Below are 21,500 nucleotides of genomic sequence, written 5' to 3' on the forward strand. Positions count from 1 at the left end.
AGGTGCTTAAAAGTTAAGCACCTGCTTAACACGCCGAGGCGAAGCTGGTCAACCCGATAGCCTGACCTGTCAGCACTTACGAAGAATGCGAGTCATGAATGGCATCGCCACGACGGATCGCGTCGCCAAACGCGAAGACACGCACCGTGATACTGGATGCAGCCGAGCAACTTATGCTCGATGAGGGCTGGGCAGCCGTCACTGGCCGCCGCGTTGCTGAGAGAGCCGGTCTTGGCTCACAGCTCGTGCACTACCACTTCGGCACCATGGACGATCTCCTTCGGGCGGTTTTCCAACGCCAAGCCGAAACAGGGTCCTCAGCACATGCCGAAGCCCTTGAATCGCCGCAGCCGCTGTGGGCACTCTGGCGGATGATTCGCGATGCCCCTTGGGGTAAGTGGGCCATCGAGGTTCTTGCCCTGGCCAACCATCGTCCGCAACTCGCAGCCGAACTACGCCACTACGCACAGACGTTCCGCGCCCAGCAAGCTGAGATGGTCGCCGCCGTGTTGAAGAAGTACGACGTCGATGAACGAAGCGTTCCGCCCATGGCGGTGGCATTCCTGATGACCGTCATCCCGCCAGTCCTATTCATGGAGGACCAAATCGACATCACCGCCGGGCACACCGAGATAGTCGGACTCGTCGAGCGCTACCTCCGCGAAGTCGAAGGCGAACCCCCTCCGAGCTAGTCGGGCGGGATCGACAGGGGTGGGGGGTGTCCGCTCGACCGACTGACGTGCGCCTCGTACGGCGAGCACCGTCTCTCTCCGGAGAGATGGCTTCGGACGAAGCGTCCGCAGTCCGTCCGGAGTAGGTCCAAACAGCGGCCCCCATTGGTCAACGTCGCCAACGCAACAGGCCGGCAAGAAGCCAACGCGGGCTAATAGTCGACGCTCACTGTTCCTGTTCAGCTTGCGATTCGGTTCCAGCCAACGCTCATCGTTTGTTACCGACGGTTCGGATTGCAGCGTGACAGCGACGTATGTACGGAATGGCGCGATGTCACGTTCGAGTGGGGCCCGCTGCTGGAAATAACCGGGCGTTGGGAACCGTCGCCATGGCGGCGGTCTGGTCCGCAGCCAGTCCGCAGCAGAATTAATCGCAGTCGTAATTGGTCAACGCAACCAACCCTGTGACCTCGGTATTTCTGACTCGGCCAACACAGCAAACGGTGCAAACGCCCAGATAACAGAATCCGGCTTGCAGGCCAACTCGTCCGCCCCGCTCAGTGCCGGGCCTTGCGCACCGCCTTGGCGAGTTTGCGCAGCGCGTCGTCGAGCTGCTGTTCGCACCGCTCGGCCAGGTCGGCCTCCTGCTGGTACAGCAGGCCGTAAGTGAAGGTGTCCTCGCCGGCGGCGTGCGCGGCTTCGGATTCGTGGCGCAGGTGTTCGCGGCTGACCACGCTGTCCTGGTGGTCACCGAGCAGCGACTGGACGGCCTTGGACTGCTCGGAAACCTTGTCCTCGCCGGTGGCCGCCGCGGTGTAGCGAAGTCGCTTGGCCCGCTTGCGGATCCGGTGCACCGCCTCGTCGCGCTGATGCTGGTCGTCCGGGTGGTCCCGGTAAATTTGCGTCGCGGCCTTGGCGGCCTTGCGAACCTTCTTGTAGGCGGCGTCGATGGTGACCGGCGCGTGTTCCTCGCCCGAGGCGCTGCCGGGGGGTTGCGCCGCTATCGCGTCGAGGGCGTCGAGCAGCCGGAAATAGCGCTGCGAACGCATGGCCATCAGCGACCGGCGCAGCCCGGTCTGATAACGGCGCTGGGCGCCCCCGACCAGCCGTTCGTGCACCGGCCCGCGCACCAAATCCGGTGTCAGCCCGTCCAATTGACGCTCGTAACGTTCCGCGAGCACCTCCGCGTCGCGCGCGATGCCGAGGATGCCGGCCAGCTCGCGCAGCTCGTCGAGAACCCAGCCGTCGTCGGGCAATCCAAACGATTCCTGGTAGTCGCGCAGCAGGCTGCGCAGCTTACGGGTGGTGACCCGCATCTGGTGAATGGAATCGAAAGCGTCGGCCCGCACGGCGCGATCCCACACCAACAGTTCGCGAATCTGCTCGGCCACCGCGCGCTGCAAGGGGTGCTCGGCGGGCTGCGCGCTGTCGGGCTGCGCCGTGGTGGTGCCGAGCACGCGTGCCAGCTTGGAGGCGTGACCGGCGGGTGCGGCGCCGGCGTCGAGCAGCCGGTTACCCAAGCGGTTCAACAGCTCGGTGTCCGGGGCCCCATTCTGCTCGGCGAGTTCGAGCTCCCATTCGCGCCACTCCTGTTGCGTGGGCTCCAGGTCGGCGTCCTCGGAAGTACGGGCCGACCACGCGGTGACGTGGTCGTTGCTGAACTCCGCCAGCGGCTCGCCGTCGGCCGAGTAGAGCACCTGGCTTTCGCGTTGGGTGGTGATCCGCGCGACCGGTACGAGGGGACTGTCGCGGACGATCGCCAGCACGACGTCCACCAACTCTTCCGGCACGGTGTCGGTGCCGGACGCGTCCAGCGGCACCCGGACCTCGGTGCGGGCTTCGGGACCGGTCGGCAGCTTGAGGTGCCACCCCGCGTCGGACCCACCGGTGCGGCGGCGCAGGGTGATCTTGTTGCGGGCCAGGTCCTGTGCCGGGGTGTCGAAGTACGTCGCGTCCAGTGTCTGAGTCGGCGACTTGTCGACGTGCGCCACGGCGGCGATGCCTTCGAACGAGGGTGACACGGTGGATTCGCCAACGTCGAACTTGCGCTCCACCTCTCGATGGCGCGAGGCTTGCGGCGCTTTTGCAGGCATGTTCGGCTCCGTTGCGGCGCGTCGCCGCGGCCTTGAACGTCATGGACGGTGGTGCTGGGCTCTCATAGCCTGCCATACCGCGGTGACGCGGCTGGCGGCGATGGCCGCCGACTGTCGCGGGGCTCAGCCGGGCGGCGCCGGCGGCGGGGAATCTTCGCGGAGATGCATCGCCAGGCCGCCCAGCTCGCGGATCGTCTGAACCTCGGGATCGCGGAACGGTTGCCCGTCGGGCGTGAGCAGGTCGTGGAACCATTCAGCCGGCATGGCGGGGTTGGGGTGCTCCCATGAGTCCCAGGGGAAGAAGGTCTGCGTCTTCCCGACGACCAGGCCCCAGTTGAACGCGCCGACGTTGCGGCGCTTCGCGATGGGCAACACGCCCTGGATGGTGCTGCCCAACGGCCGGGCCATGTATTCGGTGCACAGGATGGGGCGCCCCAGCGGCGCGAGCTCGGCGATGCGGCTCTCGAACTCGGCCGGCGGGGCATAGGAGTGGAACGTGATCACGTCCGAGTTGTCCAGCTGGATGCCGCTGATCGCGCTGCGGCGCGCGGGGTTCGCCCACTCGCCGTCCCAGACGCCGCTCGTCAACGGTTGGCTCGGATCGACCGAACGGGCCCAACCGAACACCTGGGGGAGCAGGTCGGTGACCAATTCGAGCTTGTCCTTCCGCTCGACCGAGCGGTAGTACTTGGACGGATTGTCGGGCTCGTTCCACAGGTCCCAGCCCAAAACGCGGTCGTCGGTGCGGAATTGACTGAGCACCCCGGTGACGTAGCTGCGCAGGGTCGGGATGTAGGAGCGTTCACCGAGGCGTTGCGCACCCGGGCTCTGCACCCAGCCCGAGTTGTGCACGCCGGGCGTCGGCGCGCGCTGTGGACCGGATTGGGGGTGAGGATCCCAACAGGAGTCGAACAACACGAACAGCGGCTTGATGTCGTGGCGCGCCGCGATGTCGACGAACTGGGCGAGGCGGACTTGGAACCCCCGGGGGCCCTGCTCCCACAGCAGATCGTGCAGGAAGACGCGGACCGCGTTGAACCCGATGCCGCGGGCCCAGCCCAACTCGGTGTCGATCCGCCGGGGATCGAACGTATCGGGCTGAAACATCTCCAGCTGATTGATGGCGTTCGATGTGATGTAGTTCGCCCCGACCGGCCAGTCCTGCGCCTGATACCACCGGTTGGCGCGCTCGGGTGACCAGCGGCTCGCCTGCGGCGAGCTGCCAGGCGCGGGTTCCGCGGACGCGCGAGGTGCTCGAGTCAGTGCAGCGCCTCCCGCCAGTAACAGCGGAAGCTTCAGTACCGTTCGACGGTGCACGAAGTCACCGCAAATCTCCCGGTCGATGTGTTCACCCTTGCTCTCGGAGTAGAGACTTTATCCAAGAGCAATCGTACCCGCCTGCCACACAAGGAGTTTCGGAAATTGACAGGATCGGGGGTTGCGGTGGGCGGAAACCCTCTGGTGGCTTCCGTCAGAAGCAGTGCTCGTCGGCCGGGAAGACCCCCTCGGCCACTTCTTGCGCATATTGCATTGCGGCCCGGCGCAATTCCGCGCCGATGTCGCCGAACCGCTTGACGAAGCGGGCGGCCTTGCCGCTGCTGACGCCCGCCATGTCCTGCCACACCAGCACCTGGCCGTCGCAGTTCGGGCCGGCTCCGATGCCGATGGTCGGGATGGTCAGCTTGCCGGTGATCTGGGTGGCCAGGTCGGCCGGCACCATCTCCATGACGACGGAGAATGCGCCGGCTTCGGCGACGGCGATCGCGTCGGCGACGGTCTGTTCCGCGGCGTCGCCGCGGCCCTGGACGCGGAAGCCGCCCAAGCTGTTGACGCTCTGCGGCGTGAACCCGATGTGCGCCATCACGGGGATGCCCGCCGCGGTCAGGCAGGCGATCTGCTCGGCGACCCGCTCGCCGCCCTCGAGCTTGACGGCGTGTGCGCCGCCCTCCTTCATGAATCGGGTGGCCGACGCCAGGGCCGCGGCCGGCCCCGCCTCGTAGCTGCCGAACGGCAGGTCCGCGACGACCAGGGCGTGACGGGCGCCCCGCACGACGCCGCGCACCAGCGGGATCATCTCGTCGATCGAGACGGGCACCGTGGTGTCGTAGCCGTATACGACGTTGGCGGCCGAGTCGCCGACCAGCAGGACCGGAATGCCCGCCTCATCGAAAATGCGGGCCGTCGAATAGTCGTAGGCCGTGAGCATGGCCCACTTGTGGCCTTCGGCCTTCATCTTCTGCAGGTGGTGCGTGCGAATTTTGGTGAGCGGTTGCGCGTGCTCAGATGTGCCTGCACCGTAAACGTTTTGCTCAGACATCATTGTCCCTAAAGGTGGTCGGTTCGATCCTCGTGGCCGGATAGGGTCCCCGGGTTCGTCTGACGGTGCCATTCTGCCATTTCTTCTGCGCGGTTGCACCGCTCTGGTGATGTGAGACATACCATGCTCGGATGCAGCGGCTCAGCGGACTCGACGCCAGCTTCCTCTACCTGGAGACCTCGTCGCAGCCCATGCACGTGTGCTCGATCATGGAGTTGGACACCTCGACGATGCCCGGCGGCTACACCTTCGACCGGCTTCGCGACGCCCTGGCGCTGCGCATCAAAGCGATCCCGGAGTTCCGCGAGAAGCTGGCCGACAACCCGCTGAATCTCGATCATCCGGTCTGGGTGGATGACGAGAACTTCAATCTCGACCGCCATCTGCACCGGATCGCGCTGCCCGCGCCGGGCGGCCGCGCCGAGCTCGCCGAGATTTGCGGGCATATCGCGGAGTCACCGCTGGACCGGCGCCGGCCGCTGTGGGAGATGTGGGTCGTCGAAGGCGTGGCGGGCACCGATTGCCATCGTGACGGGCGGCTGGCGGTGATGACCAAGGTGCACCATGCCGGCGTCGACGGCGTGACCGGCGCCAACCTGATGTCGCAGCTTTGCGGCACCGAACCCGACGCCCCGCCCCCGGATCCGGCCCGCGGGGTCGGGGGCGCCAGTGGGTGGCAGATCGCCGCGGGCGGGCTCGTCCGATTCGCCGCCAGGCCGCTGCAGCTGGCCAACGTGGTGCCCGACACCGTCTCCTCGGTGGTCACCACGTTGCGGCGGGCGCTCGAGGGCCAGGCGATGGCGCGGCCGTTCGCGGCGCCGGCCACCGCATTCAACGCCCGGATCACCGACCGCCGAAACATCGCCTACGCCGAATTGAATCTCGACGACATCAAGGCGGTTAAGAATCGATTCGACGGCGTCAAAGTCAATGACGTGGTGATGGCGTTGGTTTCCGCTGTGCTGCGCCAGTACCTGGCCGACCGAAACGCTTTGCCGGACTCGCCGTTGGTGGCGTCGGTGCCGGTTTCCGTGCATGGAAAATCCGAGCGGCCCGGCCGCAACCAGGTGTCGGCCATGTTCTCCAGCCTGCATACCGATGTCGCGGATCCGGTGGAGCGCCTGAAGGCCATCGCCCACGCGAATTCGGTTGCCAAGGAACACAGTTCCGCCATCGGCGCGTCGCTGTTGCAGGATTGGACGCAGTTCGCCGCGCCGGCCGTTTTCGGTATCGCGATGCGGCTTTATGCCAGGACGCGGTTCACCGACAGCATGCCGGTGCACAACCTGGTGGTGTCCAACGTGCCCGGCCCGCAGGTGCCGCTGTACATGCTGGGCTGCGAGGTCAAGGCGATGTATCCGCTGGGTCCGATCTTTCACGGGTCGGGACTCAACATCACCGCGATGTCGCTGCGGGGCAAGTTGGACGTCGGGCTCCTCGCGTGCCCCGATCTGGTGCCGGACCTGTGGGAGATGGCCGACGAGTTCGCGGTGGCGATGGAGGAGTTGCTCGCGGCCACCCGGTAGCCGGCGGTGGTGCCGCTCATGAGGATCTCAGGTTTCCTCTGGCAGCATATGTTGGCATGGGTCTGTCTCGCCGCGACACGATTGCGCGCACGCTGCTGGTTTGGACAACGGTCGCTGCCGTGGCGCTCCTTGTCGCGGGCTGCGTGCGTGTCGTCGGCGGCCGCGCCCTGCTGGCTGAACCGAAGCTCGGCCAGGCGGTGGAGTGGACACCGTGCCGGACGGCGAACCCGAAGGTCAAGATTCCCGCCGGTGCGCTGTGCGGCAAGCTGGCGGTACCGGTCGACTACGACCACCTCGACGGAGACGTGGCGACGCTGGCGATGATTCGCTTCCCCGCCACCGGGGACAAGATCGGTTCGTTGGTGATCAACCCCGGCGGTCCCGGCGAGTCCGGTATGGAGGCCGCCCTGGGTGTCGTTCAGTCGCTGCCGAAGCGGGTCCGCGAACGGTTCGATTTGGTCGGCTTCGACCCCCGGGGGGTGGGGTCGTCGCGGCCGTCCGTCTGGTGCAACTCCGACGCCGACAACGACCGGCTGCGCACGGAGCCGAACGTCGACTACAGCCCGGCCGGCGTGGCCCACATCGAGGACGAGACCAAGCAATTCGTCGGCCGCTGCGTCGACAAGATGGGGAAGAACTTCCTGGCCAACATCGGCACGGTCAACGTCGCGCGGGATCTGGACGCGATCCGGGCGGCGCTGGGCGACGACAAGCTGACCTACCTCGGCTACTCCTACGGCACCAGGATCGGCTCCGCCTACGCCGAGGCCTACCCCGACAAGGTGCGCGCGATGATCCTCGACGGCGCGGTCGACCCCAACGCCGACCCCATCGAGGCAGATCTGCGCCAGGCCAAGGGTTTTCAGGACGCGTTCAACGACTACGCCACCGATTGCGCGAAGCAATCGAGCTGCCCGCTGGGGACCGATCCGGCCAAGGCCGTCGACGTCTACCACAGCCTGGTCGACCCGCTCGTCGACCCCAACAACCCGATGGTCGGCAGGCCGGCGCCGACGAACGACCCACGGGGACTGAGCTATAGCGACGCCATCGTCGGCACGATCATGGCGCTGTACTCACCGACGTTGTGGCACCACCTGACCGACGGGCTGAGCGAACTGGTCAACCACCGCGGCGACACCCTGCTCGCCCTGGCCGACATGTACATGCGCCGGGACGCCCACGGCCACTACACCAACGCGACCGACGCGCGGGTGGCGATCAACTGCGTCGACCAGCCGCCAATCACCGACCGCGCCAAGGTGATTGACGAGGACCGTCGCTCGCGGGAGATCGCGCCGTTCATGAGCTACGGCACGTTCACCGGCGACGCCCCTCTGGGCACCTGCGCGTTCTGGCCGGTGCCACCGACGAGCAAGCCGCACACCATCTCCGCGCCCGGCCTGGCGCCGACGGTGGTGGTGTCGACCACCCATGACCCGGCGACGCCCTACAAGGCCGGGGTGGATCTGGCCAACCAGCTGCGCAGTTCGCTGCTCACCTACGACGGAACCCAGCACACGGTGGTGTTCCAGGGCGACAGTTGCATCGACAACTATGTCACCGCGTATCTGGTCGGCGGCGCCACGCCGCCCAGCGGCGCGAAGTGCTAGCGCGCGTGGAGGTCTGACGCCGGCCGCACCCCCGCGAGGGCAGCCAGACGAGACCAAGGCGTAACCGTTTCGCGCCGCTTCGGGTACCCGGGGCTGACACGATGACAGCCATGTCGCGCCTGAGATCCTTGAGCTCGGCGCTGCTGTCATTCGGGCTGCTGGTGGGCCAATCGGCGGTGGGACTGCCGGTGGCGGGCGCCACCCCGGAACCCGGTGCGGGGCAGACCCCCGCGCCGAAACCGTCGGTCGCGACGCCGCAGGCCTGGGGGAGCTGCGGCCAATTCGCCACGGACACAAACGAAGTGCCCACCGCGCAATGCACCACCGTCTCCGTCCCGGTCGACTACGACAACCCGGGAGCCGGCCAAGCCAAGCTGGCGGTGATTCGCGTGCCGGCGACCGGCCAACGGATCGGCGCGCTGCTGGTCAATCCGGGCGGTCCCGGCGGGTCCGCGGTGGACATGGTGACCGCGATGGCCCCGAATCTGGAGGGCACGCCCATCAGGCAGCACTTCGACCTGGTCGGCTTCGACCCGAGGGGGGTGGGTCACTCGACCCCGACGCTGCGCTGCCGCTCGGACGCCGAGTTCGACGCCTACCGGCGCGAGCCGATGGTCGACTACAGCCCGGCCGGCGTCGCGCACATCGAACAGCTCTACCAGCAGCTGGCCCAGCAGTGTGTTTCCCGGATGGGCAGCGGGTTTCTGGCCAACGTCGGCACCGCGTCCGTGGCGCGCGACATGGACACGGTCCGCCAGGCGCTGGGCGACGACCAGATCAACTACCTCGGGTACAGCTACGGCACCGAGCTCGGGACGGCCTACCTGGAGAAGTTCGGTGCCCACGTCCGGACGATGGTGCTCGACGGCGCGATCGACCCGACCGTCGGCCCGGTCGACGAAAACGTCCAGCAGATGGCGGGTTTCCAAACCGCCTTCAACGACTACGCCACCGACTGCGCCCGCTCGGCGGGCTGCCCGCTGGGCACCGACCCGGCCCAGTTCGTCAACCGTTACCACGCGCTGGTCGACCCATTGGTCGCCAAGCCGGGTCGCACGTCGGACCCGCGCGGCCTGAGCTACGCCGACGCCACCACCGGCACCATCAACGCGCTGTACACCCCGGCGCACTGGAAGTACCTGACCAGCGGCCTGCTCGGGCTGCAGCGCGGCACCGACGCGGGCGACCTGCTGCTGCTCGCCGACGACTACGAGGGCCGGGACCGCGGCGGGCATTACACCAACGATCAGGACGCGTTCAACGCGATCCGGTGCGTCGACGCGCCCACGCCGCGGGATTCGGCGAGCTGGGTTTCCGCCGACCAGCGCATCCGCCAGGCCGCGCCGTTCCTCAGCTACGGGCAGTTCACCGGCAACGCGCCCCGCGATCTGTGCGCGCTGTGGCCGGTCCCGGCGACGTCGACGCCGCACGCCGCGTCGCCCGCCGCGCCGGGCAAGGTGGTCGTGGTCTCCACCACGCACGACCCGGCCACCCCTTATCAGGCCGGCGTGAACCTGGCGCGCCAGCTGGGCGGCCCGTTGATCACCTACGACGGGACTCAGCACACCGCGGTGTTCAACGGCGATCAGTGTGTGGACGCCGCCGTCATGCGTTACCTCGTCGCGGGCACGTTGCCGCCCGCGGCCTACCGCTGCCAGTCGTGACCGCACTGAGCAGCCTGTTTGCAATGTTCGCAATTGTTCCGATCGTGCGTCGGTAACACAGAATTAACAGCTGTTGCCTACTGTTTCGGTTATGGATCGCCAGAAGGAATTCGTCCTCCGCACCCTGGAGGAACGGGATATCCGCTTTGTTCGGCTGTGGTTCACCGACGTGCTCGGTTTCCTCAAGTCGGTCGCCATCGCCCCGGCCGAACTCGAAGGCGCCTTCGAGGAAGGGATCGGCTTCGACGGATCCTCGATCGAGGGTTTCTCGCGCGTCTCCGAATCCGACACCGTGGCCAACCCGGACCCCTCGACCTTCCAGGTGCTGCCGTGGGCTTCCGGCGGCCACCACCACTCGGCCCGGATGTTCTGCGACATCACCATGCCGGACGGCTCGCCGTCCTGGGCGGACCCGCGGCATGTGCTGCGCCGCCAGCTGCAGAAGGCCAACGACCTCGGCTTCTCCTGCTACGTCCACCCCGAGATCGAGTTCTTCCTGCTCAAGCCGGGCCCGGACGACGGGTCGGTGCCGGTCCCGGTCGACAACGCCGGCTACTTCGACCAAGCGGTGCACGACTCCGCCTCGAACTTCCGCCGCCACGCGATCGAAGCGCTGGAATTCATGGGCATCTCGGTGGAGTTCAGCCACCACGAAGGCGCGCCCGGCCAGCAGGAGATCGACCTGCGCTTCGCCGACGCGCTGTCGATGGCCGACAACGTGATGACGTTCCGCTACGTCATCAAGGAGGTCGCGATCGAGAACGGCGCCCGGGCGTCGTTCATGCCCAAGCCGTTCGGGCAACACCCCGGCTCGGCGATGCACACCCACATGAGCCTGTTCGAGGGTGACGTCAACGCGTTCCACAGCCCCGACGACCCGCTGCAGCTGTCCGACGTCGGCAAGTCGTTCATCGCCGGCATCCTGGAGCACGCCTCCGAGATCAGCGCGGTCACCAATCAGTGGGTCAACTCCTACAAGCGGCTGGTGCAGGGCGGAGAGGCGCCCACCGCCGCGTCGTGGGGTGCGGCCAACCGGTCCGCGCTGGTGCGGGTGCCGATGTACACCCCGCACAAGACGTCGTCGCGGCGCATCGAGGTGCGCAGCCCCGACTCGGCCTGCAACCCGTACCTGACGTTCGCCGTGTTGCTGGCCGCCGGGCTGCGCGGGGTGGAGAAGGGCTACGTGCTGGGGCCGCAGGCCGAGGACAACGTGTGGGACCTGACGCCCGAGGAGCGGATCGCGATGGGCTACCGCGAGCTGCCGACCAGCCTGGACAGCGCGCTGCGTGCCATGGAGTCCTCCGAACTCGTCGCGGAAACGTTGGGGGAGCACGTTTTTGACTTCTTCCTGCGCAACAAGCGCACGGAGTGGGCGAACTACCGCAGCCATGTCACGCAGTACGAGCTGAGCACCTACCTGTCGCTGTAACTCGCGTCGCCGTTAACAGGGCGGCCGCCTTGCCCGTGCGCTGCGGGGGGTTGCGATACCGTCGTGGGCGTGACCAAACCCGCGACGCAGCGCCCCCGGTTGCCCAGCGTGGGCCGGCTTGGCCTGGTCGATCCTGCCGCGGGCGATCGCCTGGCGCAGTTGGGTTGGTACGACCACGACGACCAAGCCCACGTCGACCTGCTGTGGTCGCTGTCGCGCGCACCCGACCCCGACGCCGCGCTGCGCGCCCTGATTCGGCTGGCGGAGAACCCCGACACCGACTGGAACGAGCTCAACGCCGCGCTGCTCACCGAACGGCCCTTGCGCGGGCGGCTGTTCGCGGTACTCGGCGCGTCGTTGGCCCTCGGGGATCACCTGGCCGTCCACCCGCAGTCGTGGAAACTGTTGCGGGGCAAGGCCAAACTGCCCACGCGCGACGAGCTGCGGGCGGTGTTCACCCAGTGTGTCGACGAGGCGTCGGGTTCGATCGTGCCGCGCCTGCAGACCCTGTACCGCGACCAGCTGCTGGTGCTGGCCGCGCTCGACCTGGCCGCGACGGTGGAAGACGAGCCGGTGCTGCCGTTCACCGTGGTGGGCGCCCAGCTGGCGGACCTAGCGGACGCCGCGCTGGCCGCCGCGCTGCGGGCGGCCGAGGCCAGCGTGTGCGGGGACCGCACACCGCCACGGCTGGCCGTCATCGCGATGGGCAAATGCGGTGCGCGCGAACTGAACTACGTCAGCGACGTCGACGTCATCTTCGTCGGTGAGCGCGCCGACGCGCTCACCACCCGGCTGGCCGGCGAGATGATGCGGATCGCGTCGGAGGCCTTCTTCCAGGTCGATGCCGGGCTGCGGCCCGAGGGCCGCAGCGGCGAGCTGGTCCGCACCGTCGAATCGCACATCGCCTACTACCAGCGCTGGGCGAAAACCTGGGAATTCCAGGCGTTGCTGAAAGCCCGCGCGGCCGTGGGTGATCAGGAACTCGCCGAGCGCTACCTGACCGCGTTGATGCCGATGGTGTGGGTCGCCTGCGAGCGCGAGGATTTCGTCAGCGAGGTGCAGGCCATGCGCCGCCGCGTCGAGCAGCTGGTGCCCGCCGACGTGCGCGGCCGCGAGATCAAACTCGGCAGCGGCGGGTTGCGGGACGTGGAGTTCGCAGTGCAGCTGCTGCAGCTGGTGCACGGCCGCAGCGACGATTCGCTGCACGTCGCGTCCACCGTGGACGCGCTCGAGGCGTTGGGGCAGGGCGGCTACGTCGGACGCGAGGACGCGGCGAACCTGACCGCGTCCTACGAATTCCTCCGGCTCCTCGAGCACCGGCTGCAGCTGCAGCGGCTCAAACGCACCCACCTGTTGCCGGAGGCCGAGGACGAGGAGGCCGTGCGCTGGCTGGCCCGCGCCGCGCACATCCGCCCCGACGGGCGGCACGACGCCGCGGGCGTGCTGCGCGAGGAGCTGCGGCACCAGAACCTGCGGGTGTCGCAGCTGCACGCCAAGCTCTTCTACCAGCCGCTGCTGGAGTCGATCGGCCCGGCCGGCCTGGAGATCAGGCACGGCATGACCTCGGAGGCCGCCGAACGACAGCTCGCCGCGCTCGGCTACGAGGGGCCGCAGACGGCGTTGAAACACATGTCGGCGCTGGTCAACCAGAGCGGCCGGCGGGGGCGCGTGCAGTCGGTGCTGCTGCCCCGGCTGCTGAACTGGATGTCGTACGCCCCCGACCCCGACGGCGGGCTGCTGGCCTACCGCCGCCTGTCGGAGGCGCTGGCCGCGGAGACCTGGTATCTGTCCACCCTGCGGGACAAGCCCGCGGTGGCGAAGCGCCTCATGCACGTGCTGGGCACCTCCTCCTACGTGCCGGACCTGTTGATGCGCGCGCCCCGGGTGATCGAGGACTACAGCGACGGTCCGGCCGGGCCCAAGCTGCTCGAAACCGATCCCGCCGCGGTGGCCAGGGCGCTGGTCGCCTCGGCCGGCCGCCACCCCGACGCGGTGCGCGCGATCGCGGCCGCCCGCACGCTGCGCCGCCGCGAACTGGCCCGCATCGGCTCGGCCGACCTGCTCGGCTTCTACGAGGTCACCGATGTGTGCCGGGCGCTCACCTCGGTGTGGGTGGCCGTGCTGCAGGCCGCGCTGGACGCGATCATCCGTGCCAACCTCCCCAAGGACGGCAAGGCGCCGGCGGTTATCGCGGTGATCGGTATGGGCAGGCTGGGCGGCATGGAGTTGGGCTACGGGTCCGACGCCGACGTGATGTTCGTGTGCGAGGCGGCGGCCGGCGTCGAAGACTCGGTGGCGATCCGCTGGTCGACGACGGTGGCCGAGCAGGTCCGCACGCTGCTGGGCACGCCCAGCGTCGACCCGCCGCTGGAGGTGGACGCCAACCTGCGGCCCGAAGGCCGCCAGGGTCCGCTGGTGCGCACACTGGGTGCCTACGCCGCCTATTACCAGCAGTGGGCACAGCCGTGGGAAATTCAGGCCCTGCTGCGGGCGCACGCGGTCGCCGGCGACGCGGACCTGGGCGAGCGGTTCTTGTTGATGGCCGACGAGACGCGCTACCCACCCGCCGGGGTGTCCGCCGAGGCGGTGCGGGAGATCCGCCGCATCAAGGCCCGCGTCGAGTCCGAACGGTTGCCGCGCGGCGCCGACCCCAACACGCACACCAAGCTGGGCCGCGGGGGACTGGCCGACATCGAATGGACCGTGCAGCTGATGCAGCTGCGGCACGCGCACGAGATTCCCGCCCTGCACAACACCTCGACGCTGCAATGCCTGGACGCGATCGCCGCGGCCGACCTGGTGCCCGCGGAGGAGGTGGACCTGCTGCGGCAGGCGTGGCTCACCGCGACGCGCGCCCGCAACGCGCTGGTGCTGGTCCGCGGCAAGCCGACCGATCAGCTGCCGGGACCCGGACGCCAGCTCAACGCCGTCGCGGTGGCCGCGGGCTGGCCGACCGACGACGGCGGGGAGTTCTTGGACAACTATCTACGGGTGACGCGACGGGCAAAAGTCGTGGTACGGAAGGTGTTTGGCAGTTGAGTCAGGAGGCCGGCGCGTTGGACGCCATATTCGAGGTGCTCGACGCGGCGGAGGCGCAGCGAGTCACAGCGCTCTACGCCCCGTTGGCCGACGCCGTGCGCGAACTCGTCGACGCCACCATCCGGACCGAGGTCGACGACGACGTCGTCGCCCAGGCACGGTCCGCGATCGAGGCCGTCACCGAGTCGCTGCGGCAACGCACCCGGCCGGTCGGGGTGACTTACCGCGTCGACGGCCGCCCGCTGCCGCTGGGCAACGCCGCGATCGGCGTGTGCAACCCGATCGCGCCGCCGATCGTCGTCCACCACGACGGCGGGGGGCGCTGCTGGAGCGAGTTCGTCCTCGGGTCGGCCTACGAGGGTCCACCGAAGCTGGTGCACGGCGGGGTCAGCGCCCTGGTGCTTGACCACATGCTCGGCGAGGCGGCCAGCGAGGGGCTGTCCAAGGCGCGCTTCACCGGAACGATCACCGTGAAGTACCTGCGCGGCACCCCGCTCGGGCCGCTTCGCTGCGAGGCGTGGGTCGACGGCAAGGAGGGCCGCAAAGTCTTTGCGCGCGGGACGATTTCGGATGCCGCGGGGGTCACCGTCGAGGCCGAGGGCGTCTTCATCGAGCCGGCGTGGGCCCGGGAAGCCGAATGAAGTTCTACATCAGCAGCGCCTTCCTGAACACCCGGGAGATCATCGAGCTCGCCAAGGCTGCCGACGAACTCGGCTACGACGGCATCGGGATTCCCGATCACGTCGTCAACCTGGAGACCCTGAACACCCCGTACCCGTACACCAAGGACGGGCAACGGCGTTGGCAGCCGTTCACGGACTGGCCCGACCCGTGGGTTCTCATCGGCGCGCTGGCTCAGGTCACCACGCGGCTGCGCTTCGTCACCACCGTTTACATCCCCGCGATGCGCAACCCGTATTCGGCCGCCAAAGCCATTGGCACCGCGGCGGTTCTGGCGGCGGGCCGGGTGGAGCTCGGCATCGGCGTCGGCTGGTGCCGTGAGGAATTCGCGTTGATGGGCGAGCGGTTCGAGGCCCGCGGGAAGCGGACCGACGAGATCATCGACCTGATGCGCGCGCTGTGGCGGACGGGCTGGACGGAATTCGAGGGCACGTTCTATCGCACCCCTCGGCTGGAAATGGAGCCGACGCCCCCGCCGATCCCGGTGTACGTCGGCGGGCTCAGCGACATCGCGCTGCGCCGCGCCGCCCGCAACGACGGCTGGATCGGTGATCTGATCAAGACCGAGCGCGCCATCGAAGCCGTGGGCCGGCTGCGGGAGTTGCGCGCCGAAAACGGTTTGTCGATGGACGATTTCACCATCCTGACGCCGCTGACCGACGCCTTCACCACCGCCGACTACCAACGCGCCGCCGACGCGGGGATCACGGGCGTCATTACGATGCCGTGGATGTTCTACGCGGGGCCGGACGCGTCGCTGGCCGACAAGATCGACGGCATGCAGCGCTTTCGCAAGGACCTGGCGCTCGACGGCTAGCTCTTGGCCCTTCTCGGCTTCTCGCCTGCTCGCCTTCGCTCGCCTGCTCGCCATGCTCGCCTGCTCGCTGGCTCGTCGCGACACTTGCCTGCTCGCCGCGACACTTAACCTATGGCGACGACACGCCGCAAACGAGCGCCGTGGTTTATGTCTCGCGAGTTCGATCGCGATTGGGCGGCCGGTGGTAACCCCTTGCAAGCCTGAAAGAATGCCGGGCATGCCAGCGAACATCGACGAGGTGCGTCCGGCGTCCGCGGCGGATGCCGCGGAGTGCCTTGCGATCTACCGCCCGTATGTCGAGCGAACGACGATCAGCTGGGAGGTCGAAGTCCCGAGCGTCGGCGAGATGGCCAACCGCATCCGCGACGCGCACGACTGGCTCGTCCTCGAACGCGACGGCCGGGCCATCGGTTTCGCCTACGGCCACGCGCTGCTACGACTTCCAAGCTTCCAATGGTCGGTGGAAACCGGGATTTATGTCGACCTCGACCATCACCGCACGCGCGGCGGTCGTGAGCTCTACACGCGATTGCTGAGCCGGCTCACGGAGCGCGGGTACCGGAGAGCGTTCGCCGGTATCACCCAACCGAACGAGGCCAGCACCAGCTTTCACCGATCGTTCGGGTTCCAGGACGCCGGCCTATATCGGCGCGTCGAATGGAAACACGGTCGCTGGCACGACGTCGCGTGGATGCAACTCGACCTGGGCGGCACCGCCGACCCCGACGAGCCGCCTAGCCCGATCGTGTGATTGGTTAGCGGCCCCCGCCGGCACCGCCACCGACAAAGCCCCCGCCGGCACCGCCGCCAACGAAGCCGCCGCCGGCACCGCCGCCAACGAAGCCCCCGCCGGCGCCGCCACCACTGCGGCCGCCGCCGGCGCCCCCGCCGATGTGGGCGCTCTTAACCATTACCTGTGCGGTGCTGATAGTCATGGCCCAAAAACTAATGCCGAATCCGTTGCCGCCGCAAGGCTTCAAATCTGAACTTTCCGCCACATTTCCTGCAGAAAGCGATGAGTCCACCCGCTCGGCAATCGACGAACTGATCGCGGAGCGGGTGGACTCTTCTCGGAGCTACTGCGGACGAACGTCGAGTTAGACGTCGTAGTAGAGCGCGAACTCGTACGGGTGCGGCCGGATCTGCACCGGCAGGATCTCGTTCTCGCGTTTGAAGCTGATCCACGTCTCGATCAGGTCGGGCGTGAAAACGCCGCCCTCAGTGAGGTATTCGTGGTCCTCTTCGAGCCGGTCGATCACCGCGGACAGCTGGGTGGGCGCCTGCGGGATGTTGGCGGCCTCCTCCGGCGGCAACTCATACAGGTCCTTGTCCACCGGGGCCTGCGGCTCGATCTTGTTCTTGATGCCGTCGAGCCCGGCCATCAGCATCGCCGAGAACGCCAGGTACGGGTTGCCCGACGAGTCGGGGCAGCGGAACTCGAGGCGCTTGGCCTTCGGGTTGCTGCCGGTGATCGGAATGCGGACACACGCCGAGCGATTGCGCTGGCTGTAGACCAGGTTGATCGGCGCCTCGTACCCCGGAACCAGTCGCTTGTAGGAGTTGACGGTCGGGTTGGTGAACGCCAGCAGCGACGGGGCGTGGTGTAGCAGGCCGCCGATGTAGTGCCGCGCGGTGTCCGACAGGCCGGCGTAACCGGTCTCGTCGTACATCAGCGGGCTGCCGTCCTTCCACAGCGACTGGTGGGTGTGCATGCCGGATCCGTTGTCGCCGAACAGCGGCTTGGGCATGAACGTGACGGTCTTGCCGGCCTGCCACGCCGTGTTCTTGACGATGTACTTGTACAGCTGCATGTCGTCGGCGGCGTGCAGCAGCGTGTTGAACTTGTAGTTGATCTCGGCCTGCCCGCCGCTGCCCACCTCGTGGTGGCCCTTCTCCAGGCTGAAGCCCGCCTTGATGAGGTTCGACAGCATGTCCGCGCGCAGGTCGACGTAGTGGTCGACGGGCGCGACCGGGAAGTACCCGCCCTTCGGGCGGACCTTGTAGCCGCGGTTGGGGGTGCCGTCGTTCTCGGTCGGCTCGCCGGTGTTCCACCACCCCGAGATCGCGTCGACCTCGTAGAAGGACCCGTTGGTGCGCGAGTCGAAGGTGACCGAGTCGAAGATGTAGAACTCGGCCTCGGCGCCGAAGTAGGCGGTGTCCGCGACGCCGGTGCTGATCAGGTAGTTCTCCGCCTTGCGGGCGATGTTGCGCGGGTCGCGAGAGTACGGCTCGAGGGTGAACGGGTCGTGCACGAAGAAGTTCAGGTTCAGCGTCTTGTGCTCGGTGAACAGGTCGATCTGCGCCGTCGCGGGGTCCGGCAGGAGCAGCATGTCGGACTCATGGATGGACTGGAATCCGCGAATCGACGAGCCGTCGAAGGCCAGGCCGTCCTCGAAGACGCTCTCATCGAAAAACGAAACCGGAATCGTGAAGTGCTGCATGATGCCTGGCAAGTCACAGAACCGGACGTCGACAAACTCGACGTTCTCGTCCTTGACGAGTTTGAAGACGTCGTCGGGCGTCGTTTCCGTCACAGAAATGCTCCTTTACTTGGTGAGATCCGCGGCCTGACGCTATGGAGCAGATGTTGCCCGCCAGTCAACCCCGTGTTGCGCGCACGTTACGCGACCCGTGTCATCCACAAAAGAGGCGGCGTCGGCGGCGGGTTCTATTGTGGGGCCATGGATCGCAAGATCGTATCTGGTCCGGCGCCCGAGCGCAGCGTTGTCTTTTTGGCCCGGCCCGTGCAGGTCAGGGAGCCGAACCCCGGTTTCGGCCGATGACGTCCGAATCGCGGTCCGCGTACCCCGGCGAGAAGCTGGGCCTGCCGGAAACCGGACCGGGGTCCCTGGCCCCGATGGGACGCCGGCTCGGCGCGTTGATGATCGACTGGCTGATCTCCTACGGCCTGGCGGCGCTGGCCCTGCGCTTCGGTGCTTTCTCCGAACACATGCTGGCGACGGCGGTGCTGGCCATCTGGTTCGTGCTGGGCGTGGTCTCGGTGCGGCTGTTCGGCTTCACGCCGGGGCAGTTGGTGCTGGGGCTGCGGGTGGTGCCGGTCGACGGGCAGGCGGCGGTCGGCATCGTCCGCGCGGTGGTGCGGGGCGTGCTGGTGGGAACGGTCGTCCCGGCGTTGTTCACCGACTGGGATGGCCGTGGTCTACAGGATCGGCTGACCGCAACCGCGGTCGTGCGACGCTGAGTCGAGGGCTACTTGCGGCGCACGGTGCGCTGCACGCCCCGCATCTTGCCGGCGTTGGGGAGCGGTCCCTTCGGTAGGACGGCGGCACCGGCCCGCGTTCCCAACGCGGCCAACCGGGACTCCAGCGTGTCCATCTGTTTGGCGGTGATGTTGGCCGGCAGTCGGTTGAGGTGGCGCTCCAGCTTGGACAGCGGAACCTCGTCGTCGCCATTGCCGACGATGATGTCGTAAATCGGCACGTCGCCGATCAGCCGCGCGGTGCGCTTCTTCTCCTGGGCCAGCAGCGGCCGGACCCGTGCCGACGACCCTTCCCCGACCAAGATGACGCCGGGCCGGCCGATGACCCGGTGCACCGCGTCGAGGTGGCCGGTCGCGGCCACCCCCGGCGTCACCCGCCACTTGCCGCGCAAGTTATCCAAAGCCCATGCGGCGGCACCGGTTTGGCCCTCGGCCTTGCTGTAGACGCTCTTCTGGGCGCGGCGGCCGAAGATGATGAAGGCGACCAGCCCGCCCAGCACCACGCCCAGCGGGATCAGGGTGATCATCGTCAGCCCGCCGGCCCACAAACCGACCGCCACCGAGATGGCGATGATCAGGACGAAGGCACCGATCATGTAGGGCAGCAGCCGCTTGTCCTCGCGGCGCTGCATGTTGAACGCCTGCCACAGCTGGGCGCGCCGCTCCTTCGCGGCGGCCTTGCGCGCGGCTTGCGCCTGCGCTCGGGCGGCCTTGTTCTCAGCGGCGTTGCGGGGTTTAGCCATAGTCAAAGAATACGTACCGGCGCCGGTGACTAGCGCGCCGCGGCATCTTCAGGCGCGGGTGCGCGCGGCCTGCTCGTAGAGCCGGCCCGCCCGGTAGGACGACCGCACCAGCGGCCCGGCCAGCACGCCGGCGAAGCCCAGCGCCTCGGCGTGCCGGGCGAACTCGACGAACTCGTCGGGATGCACCCAGCGTTCGACCGGATGGTGCCGCGTCGACGGTCGCAGGTATTGGGTGATGGTGACGATGTCGCAGCCGGCGCCCCGCAGGTCGGCCAGGGCGGTGCGCACCTCGTCGGCGGTTTCGCCCAGCCCGAGAATGAGATTGCTCTTGGTGACCAGCCCGGCATCGCGCGCCGCGGTGATGACGTCGAGGCTGCGCCGGTAGCTGAACGCGGGCCGGATCCGCTTGAAGATGCGGGGCACGGTTTCGACGTTGTGCGCCAACACTTCCGGGCGGGACCCGAAAACCTCGGCAAGCCGGGCGGGCTCGCCGTTGAAGTCGGGGATCAACAGTTCGACGCCGGTCGACGGGTTGAGTTCCTTGATGGCGCGCACCGTCTCGGCGTAGAGCCAGGCCCCCCCGTCGGGCAGGTCATCGCGGGCCACGCCGGTGATGGTGGCGTAACGCAGTCCCATGGTGCGCACGCTGTCGGCGACGCGCCTCGGCTCGTCGCGGTCCAAGTCGGCGGGCTTGCCGGTGTCGATCTGGCAGAAGTCGCAGCGCCGGGTGCACTGGTCACCACCGATCAGAAAGGTGGCTTCCCGGTCCTCCCAGCACTCGAAGATGTTGGGGCAGCCGGCCTCTTCGCAGACCGTGTGCAGCCCCTCGCGGCGGACCAGGCCCTTCAACTGGGTGTATTCGGGTCCCATCCGGGCCCGGACCTTGATCCACGGCGGCTTGCGTTCGATCGGCGTTTGCGCGTTGCGGACCTCGAGGCGCAGCAATTTGCGGCCTTCGGGTGCGACAGTCACATGGCTGATGCTACGCGCGTGCCCGGGTGTTCCTGGACCGGCAGGGCGCCGTCGAGGGCATCGCAGACGGCGGCGGCGACGGCCGCGCGGACGTCGTCGACCACCACCGGACGTCCCAGCTCGGCGGACAACGACGTCACGCCGGCGTCGCTGATGCCACAGGGCACGATCGTGCCGAACGCGCCGAGGTCGCAGTCGCAGTTGAGCGCGAACCCGTGCAGGGTGGTCGCGCGTGACACCCGGACGCCGATGGCCGCCACCTTGCGGTCGGGGCGGCCGCCACTGCCGGGCACCCACACCCCGGAGCGGCCGTGCACCCGGCATGTCTGAAGGCCCAGGTCGCCGCACACCTTGATCAGCGCCTCCTCGAGGCGGCGAACGTAGTTCACCACGTCGAGCGGTTCAGCCAGGCCGATGATCGGATACCCGACCAGCTGCCCAGGGCCGTGCCAGGTGATCTTGCCGCCACGGTCGGTGTCGACCACGGGGGTGCCGTTCACCGGCCGTTCGTGCGGCTCGGTGCGCCGCCCCGCGGTGTAGACGGGCGGGTGCTCCAGCAGCAGCAGTGTGTCGCTGCCGCCGCCGACCCTCGCGTCGGCCAGCTCGCGCTGCAGCTGCCAGGCGGTGCGGTAGTCGACCGTTCCGAGCTGGCGAACGTCGATCGCGGCCCGGCTGGACCGGATGGAGTCGCTCACGTTCGCGACGGTACTCGCCG

At 68.1% G+C, this 21,500-nt stretch carries 18 protein-coding genes; 10 read left to right on the forward strand and 8 right to left on the reverse strand.

Translation table 11 applies throughout. The features are described from left to right. The first annotated feature begins 98 nt into the window (after positions 1-98). Positions 99-692 carry a TetR/AcrR family transcriptional regulator gene (locus A5711_RS14095; protein ID WP_067947442.1) on the forward strand — a complete coding sequence of 198 codons (594 nt, stop codon included), beginning with the start codon at positions 99-101 and terminating at the stop codon, positions 690-692. 536 nt (positions 693-1,228) lie between these two features. Here the strand turns inward: A5711_RS14095 and A5711_RS14100 are convergent. From A5711_RS14100 to panB, 3 genes are all read right to left on the reverse strand, one after another. Beyond that, positions 1,229-2,764: a CYTH and CHAD domain-containing protein gene (locus A5711_RS14100; RefSeq protein WP_067947444.1), complete on the reverse strand. Its 1,536-nt coding sequence runs from the start codon at positions 2,762-2,764 to the stop codon at positions 1,229-1,231. A 123-nt stretch (positions 2,765-2,887) separates the two neighbouring features. Beyond that, on the reverse strand, positions 2,888-4,081 hold the full coding sequence (locus A5711_RS14105) for a 1,4-beta-xylanase (RefSeq protein WP_067947446.1): 1,194 nt from the start codon (positions 4,079-4,081) through the stop codon (positions 2,888-2,890). A 154-nt stretch (positions 4,082-4,235) separates the two neighbouring features. Continuing rightward, positions 4,236-5,081: a 3-methyl-2-oxobutanoate hydroxymethyltransferase gene (gene panB, locus A5711_RS14110; protein WP_067947499.1), complete on the reverse strand. Its 846-nt coding sequence runs from the start codon at positions 5,079-5,081 to the stop codon at positions 4,236-4,238. Between the two features lie 131 nt (positions 5,082-5,212). Here panB and A5711_RS14115 point away from each other — a divergent pair, with 131 nt between their 5' ends. From A5711_RS14115 to A5711_RS14150, 8 genes are all read left to right on the forward strand, one after another. After that, positions 5,213-6,607: a wax ester/triacylglycerol synthase family O-acyltransferase gene (locus tag A5711_RS14115; RefSeq protein WP_067947448.1), complete on the forward strand. Its 1,395-nt coding sequence runs from the start codon at positions 5,213-5,215 to the stop codon at positions 6,605-6,607. A 56-nt stretch (positions 6,608-6,663) separates the two neighbouring features. Next, positions 6,664-8,220, forward strand: a complete 1,557-nt coding sequence (locus tag A5711_RS14120) for an alpha/beta hydrolase (RefSeq protein ID WP_067947450.1) — start codon at positions 6,664-6,666, stop codon at positions 8,218-8,220. A gap of 101 nt (positions 8,221-8,321) precedes the next feature. Then, a complete protein-coding gene (locus A5711_RS14125) occupies positions 8,322-9,884 on the forward strand; it encodes an alpha/beta hydrolase (RefSeq protein ID WP_156744937.1) in 1,563 nt (520 codons plus the stop codon). A 91-nt stretch (positions 9,885-9,975) separates the two neighbouring features. Continuing rightward, positions 9,976-11,313 (forward strand): glutamine synthetase family protein, encoded by a 1,338-nt coding sequence (locus tag A5711_RS14130; protein WP_067947454.1) that lies wholly within the window; start codon positions 9,976-9,978, stop codon positions 11,311-11,313. Between the two features lie 63 nt (positions 11,314-11,376). Next, a complete protein-coding gene (locus A5711_RS14135) occupies positions 11,377-14,352 on the forward strand; it encodes a bifunctional [glutamine synthetase] adenylyltransferase/[glutamine synthetase]-adenylyl-L-tyrosine phosphorylase (protein WP_067947456.1) in 2,976 nt (991 codons plus the stop codon). After that, positions 14,349-14,993: a PaaI family thioesterase gene (locus A5711_RS14140; RefSeq protein ID WP_067947458.1), complete on the forward strand. Its 645-nt coding sequence runs from the start codon at positions 14,349-14,351 to the stop codon at positions 14,991-14,993. Before A5711_RS14135 ends, A5711_RS14140 begins: the two co-directional genes overlap by 4 nt. Then, positions 14,990-15,850, forward strand: coding sequence for a TIGR03619 family F420-dependent LLM class oxidoreductase (locus tag A5711_RS14145; RefSeq protein ID WP_067947460.1), 861 nt, complete (start codon positions 14,990-14,992; stop codon positions 15,848-15,850). The genes A5711_RS14140 and A5711_RS14145 overlap by 4 nt, the downstream gene beginning before the upstream one ends. Before the next feature lie 217 nt (positions 15,851-16,067). Beyond that, positions 16,068-16,601 (forward strand): GNAT family N-acetyltransferase, encoded by a 534-nt coding sequence (locus tag A5711_RS14150; RefSeq protein WP_067947501.1) that lies wholly within the window; start codon positions 16,068-16,070, stop codon positions 16,599-16,601. A gap of 4 nt (positions 16,602-16,605) precedes the next feature. On the opposite strand, the gene A5711_RS26875 is transcribed toward A5711_RS14150, so the two are convergent. After that, positions 16,606-16,785, reverse strand: coding sequence for a hypothetical protein (locus A5711_RS26875; RefSeq protein WP_156744939.1), 180 nt, complete (start codon positions 16,783-16,785; stop codon positions 16,606-16,608). A gap of 162 nt (positions 16,786-16,947) precedes the next feature. After that, positions 16,948-18,384, reverse strand: coding sequence for a type I glutamate--ammonia ligase (gene glnA / locus A5711_RS14155; protein WP_067947462.1), 1,437 nt, complete (start codon positions 18,382-18,384; stop codon positions 16,948-16,950). Positions 18,385-18,629: 245 nt separating this feature from the next. Here glnA and A5711_RS14160 point away from each other — a divergent pair, with 245 nt between their 5' ends. Next, positions 18,630-19,052, forward strand: coding sequence for an RDD family protein (locus A5711_RS14160; RefSeq protein ID WP_067947463.1), 423 nt, complete (start codon positions 18,630-18,632; stop codon positions 19,050-19,052). Between the two features lie 8 nt (positions 19,053-19,060). On the opposite strand, the gene A5711_RS14165 is transcribed toward A5711_RS14160, so the two are convergent. The 3 genes from A5711_RS14165 to lipB are packed head-to-tail and all read right to left on the reverse strand — an operon-like array spanning position 19,061 to position 21,480. Next, the gene (locus A5711_RS14165; protein WP_067947466.1) at positions 19,061-19,813 is read right to left on the reverse strand and encodes a DUF4191 domain-containing protein; all 753 of its coding nucleotides are present in this window, start codon (positions 19,811-19,813) and stop codon (positions 19,061-19,063) included. 48 nt (positions 19,814-19,861) lie between these two features. Next, a complete protein-coding gene (gene lipA, locus A5711_RS14170) occupies positions 19,862-20,785 on the reverse strand; it encodes a lipoyl synthase (RefSeq protein WP_067947468.1) in 924 nt (307 codons plus the stop codon). Then, entirely contained in the window at positions 20,782-21,480 is a 699-nt protein-coding gene (lipB, locus tag A5711_RS14175) for a lipoyl(octanoyl) transferase LipB (protein WP_067947470.1), read from the reverse strand. The genes lipA and lipB overlap by 4 nt, the downstream gene beginning before the upstream one ends. Positions 21,481-21,500 lie beyond the last annotated feature (20 nt).

The organism is Mycobacterium sp. E2238, assembly GCF_001672665.1.
GTDB lineage: Bacteria > Actinomycetota > Actinomycetes > Mycobacteriales > Mycobacteriaceae > Mycobacterium.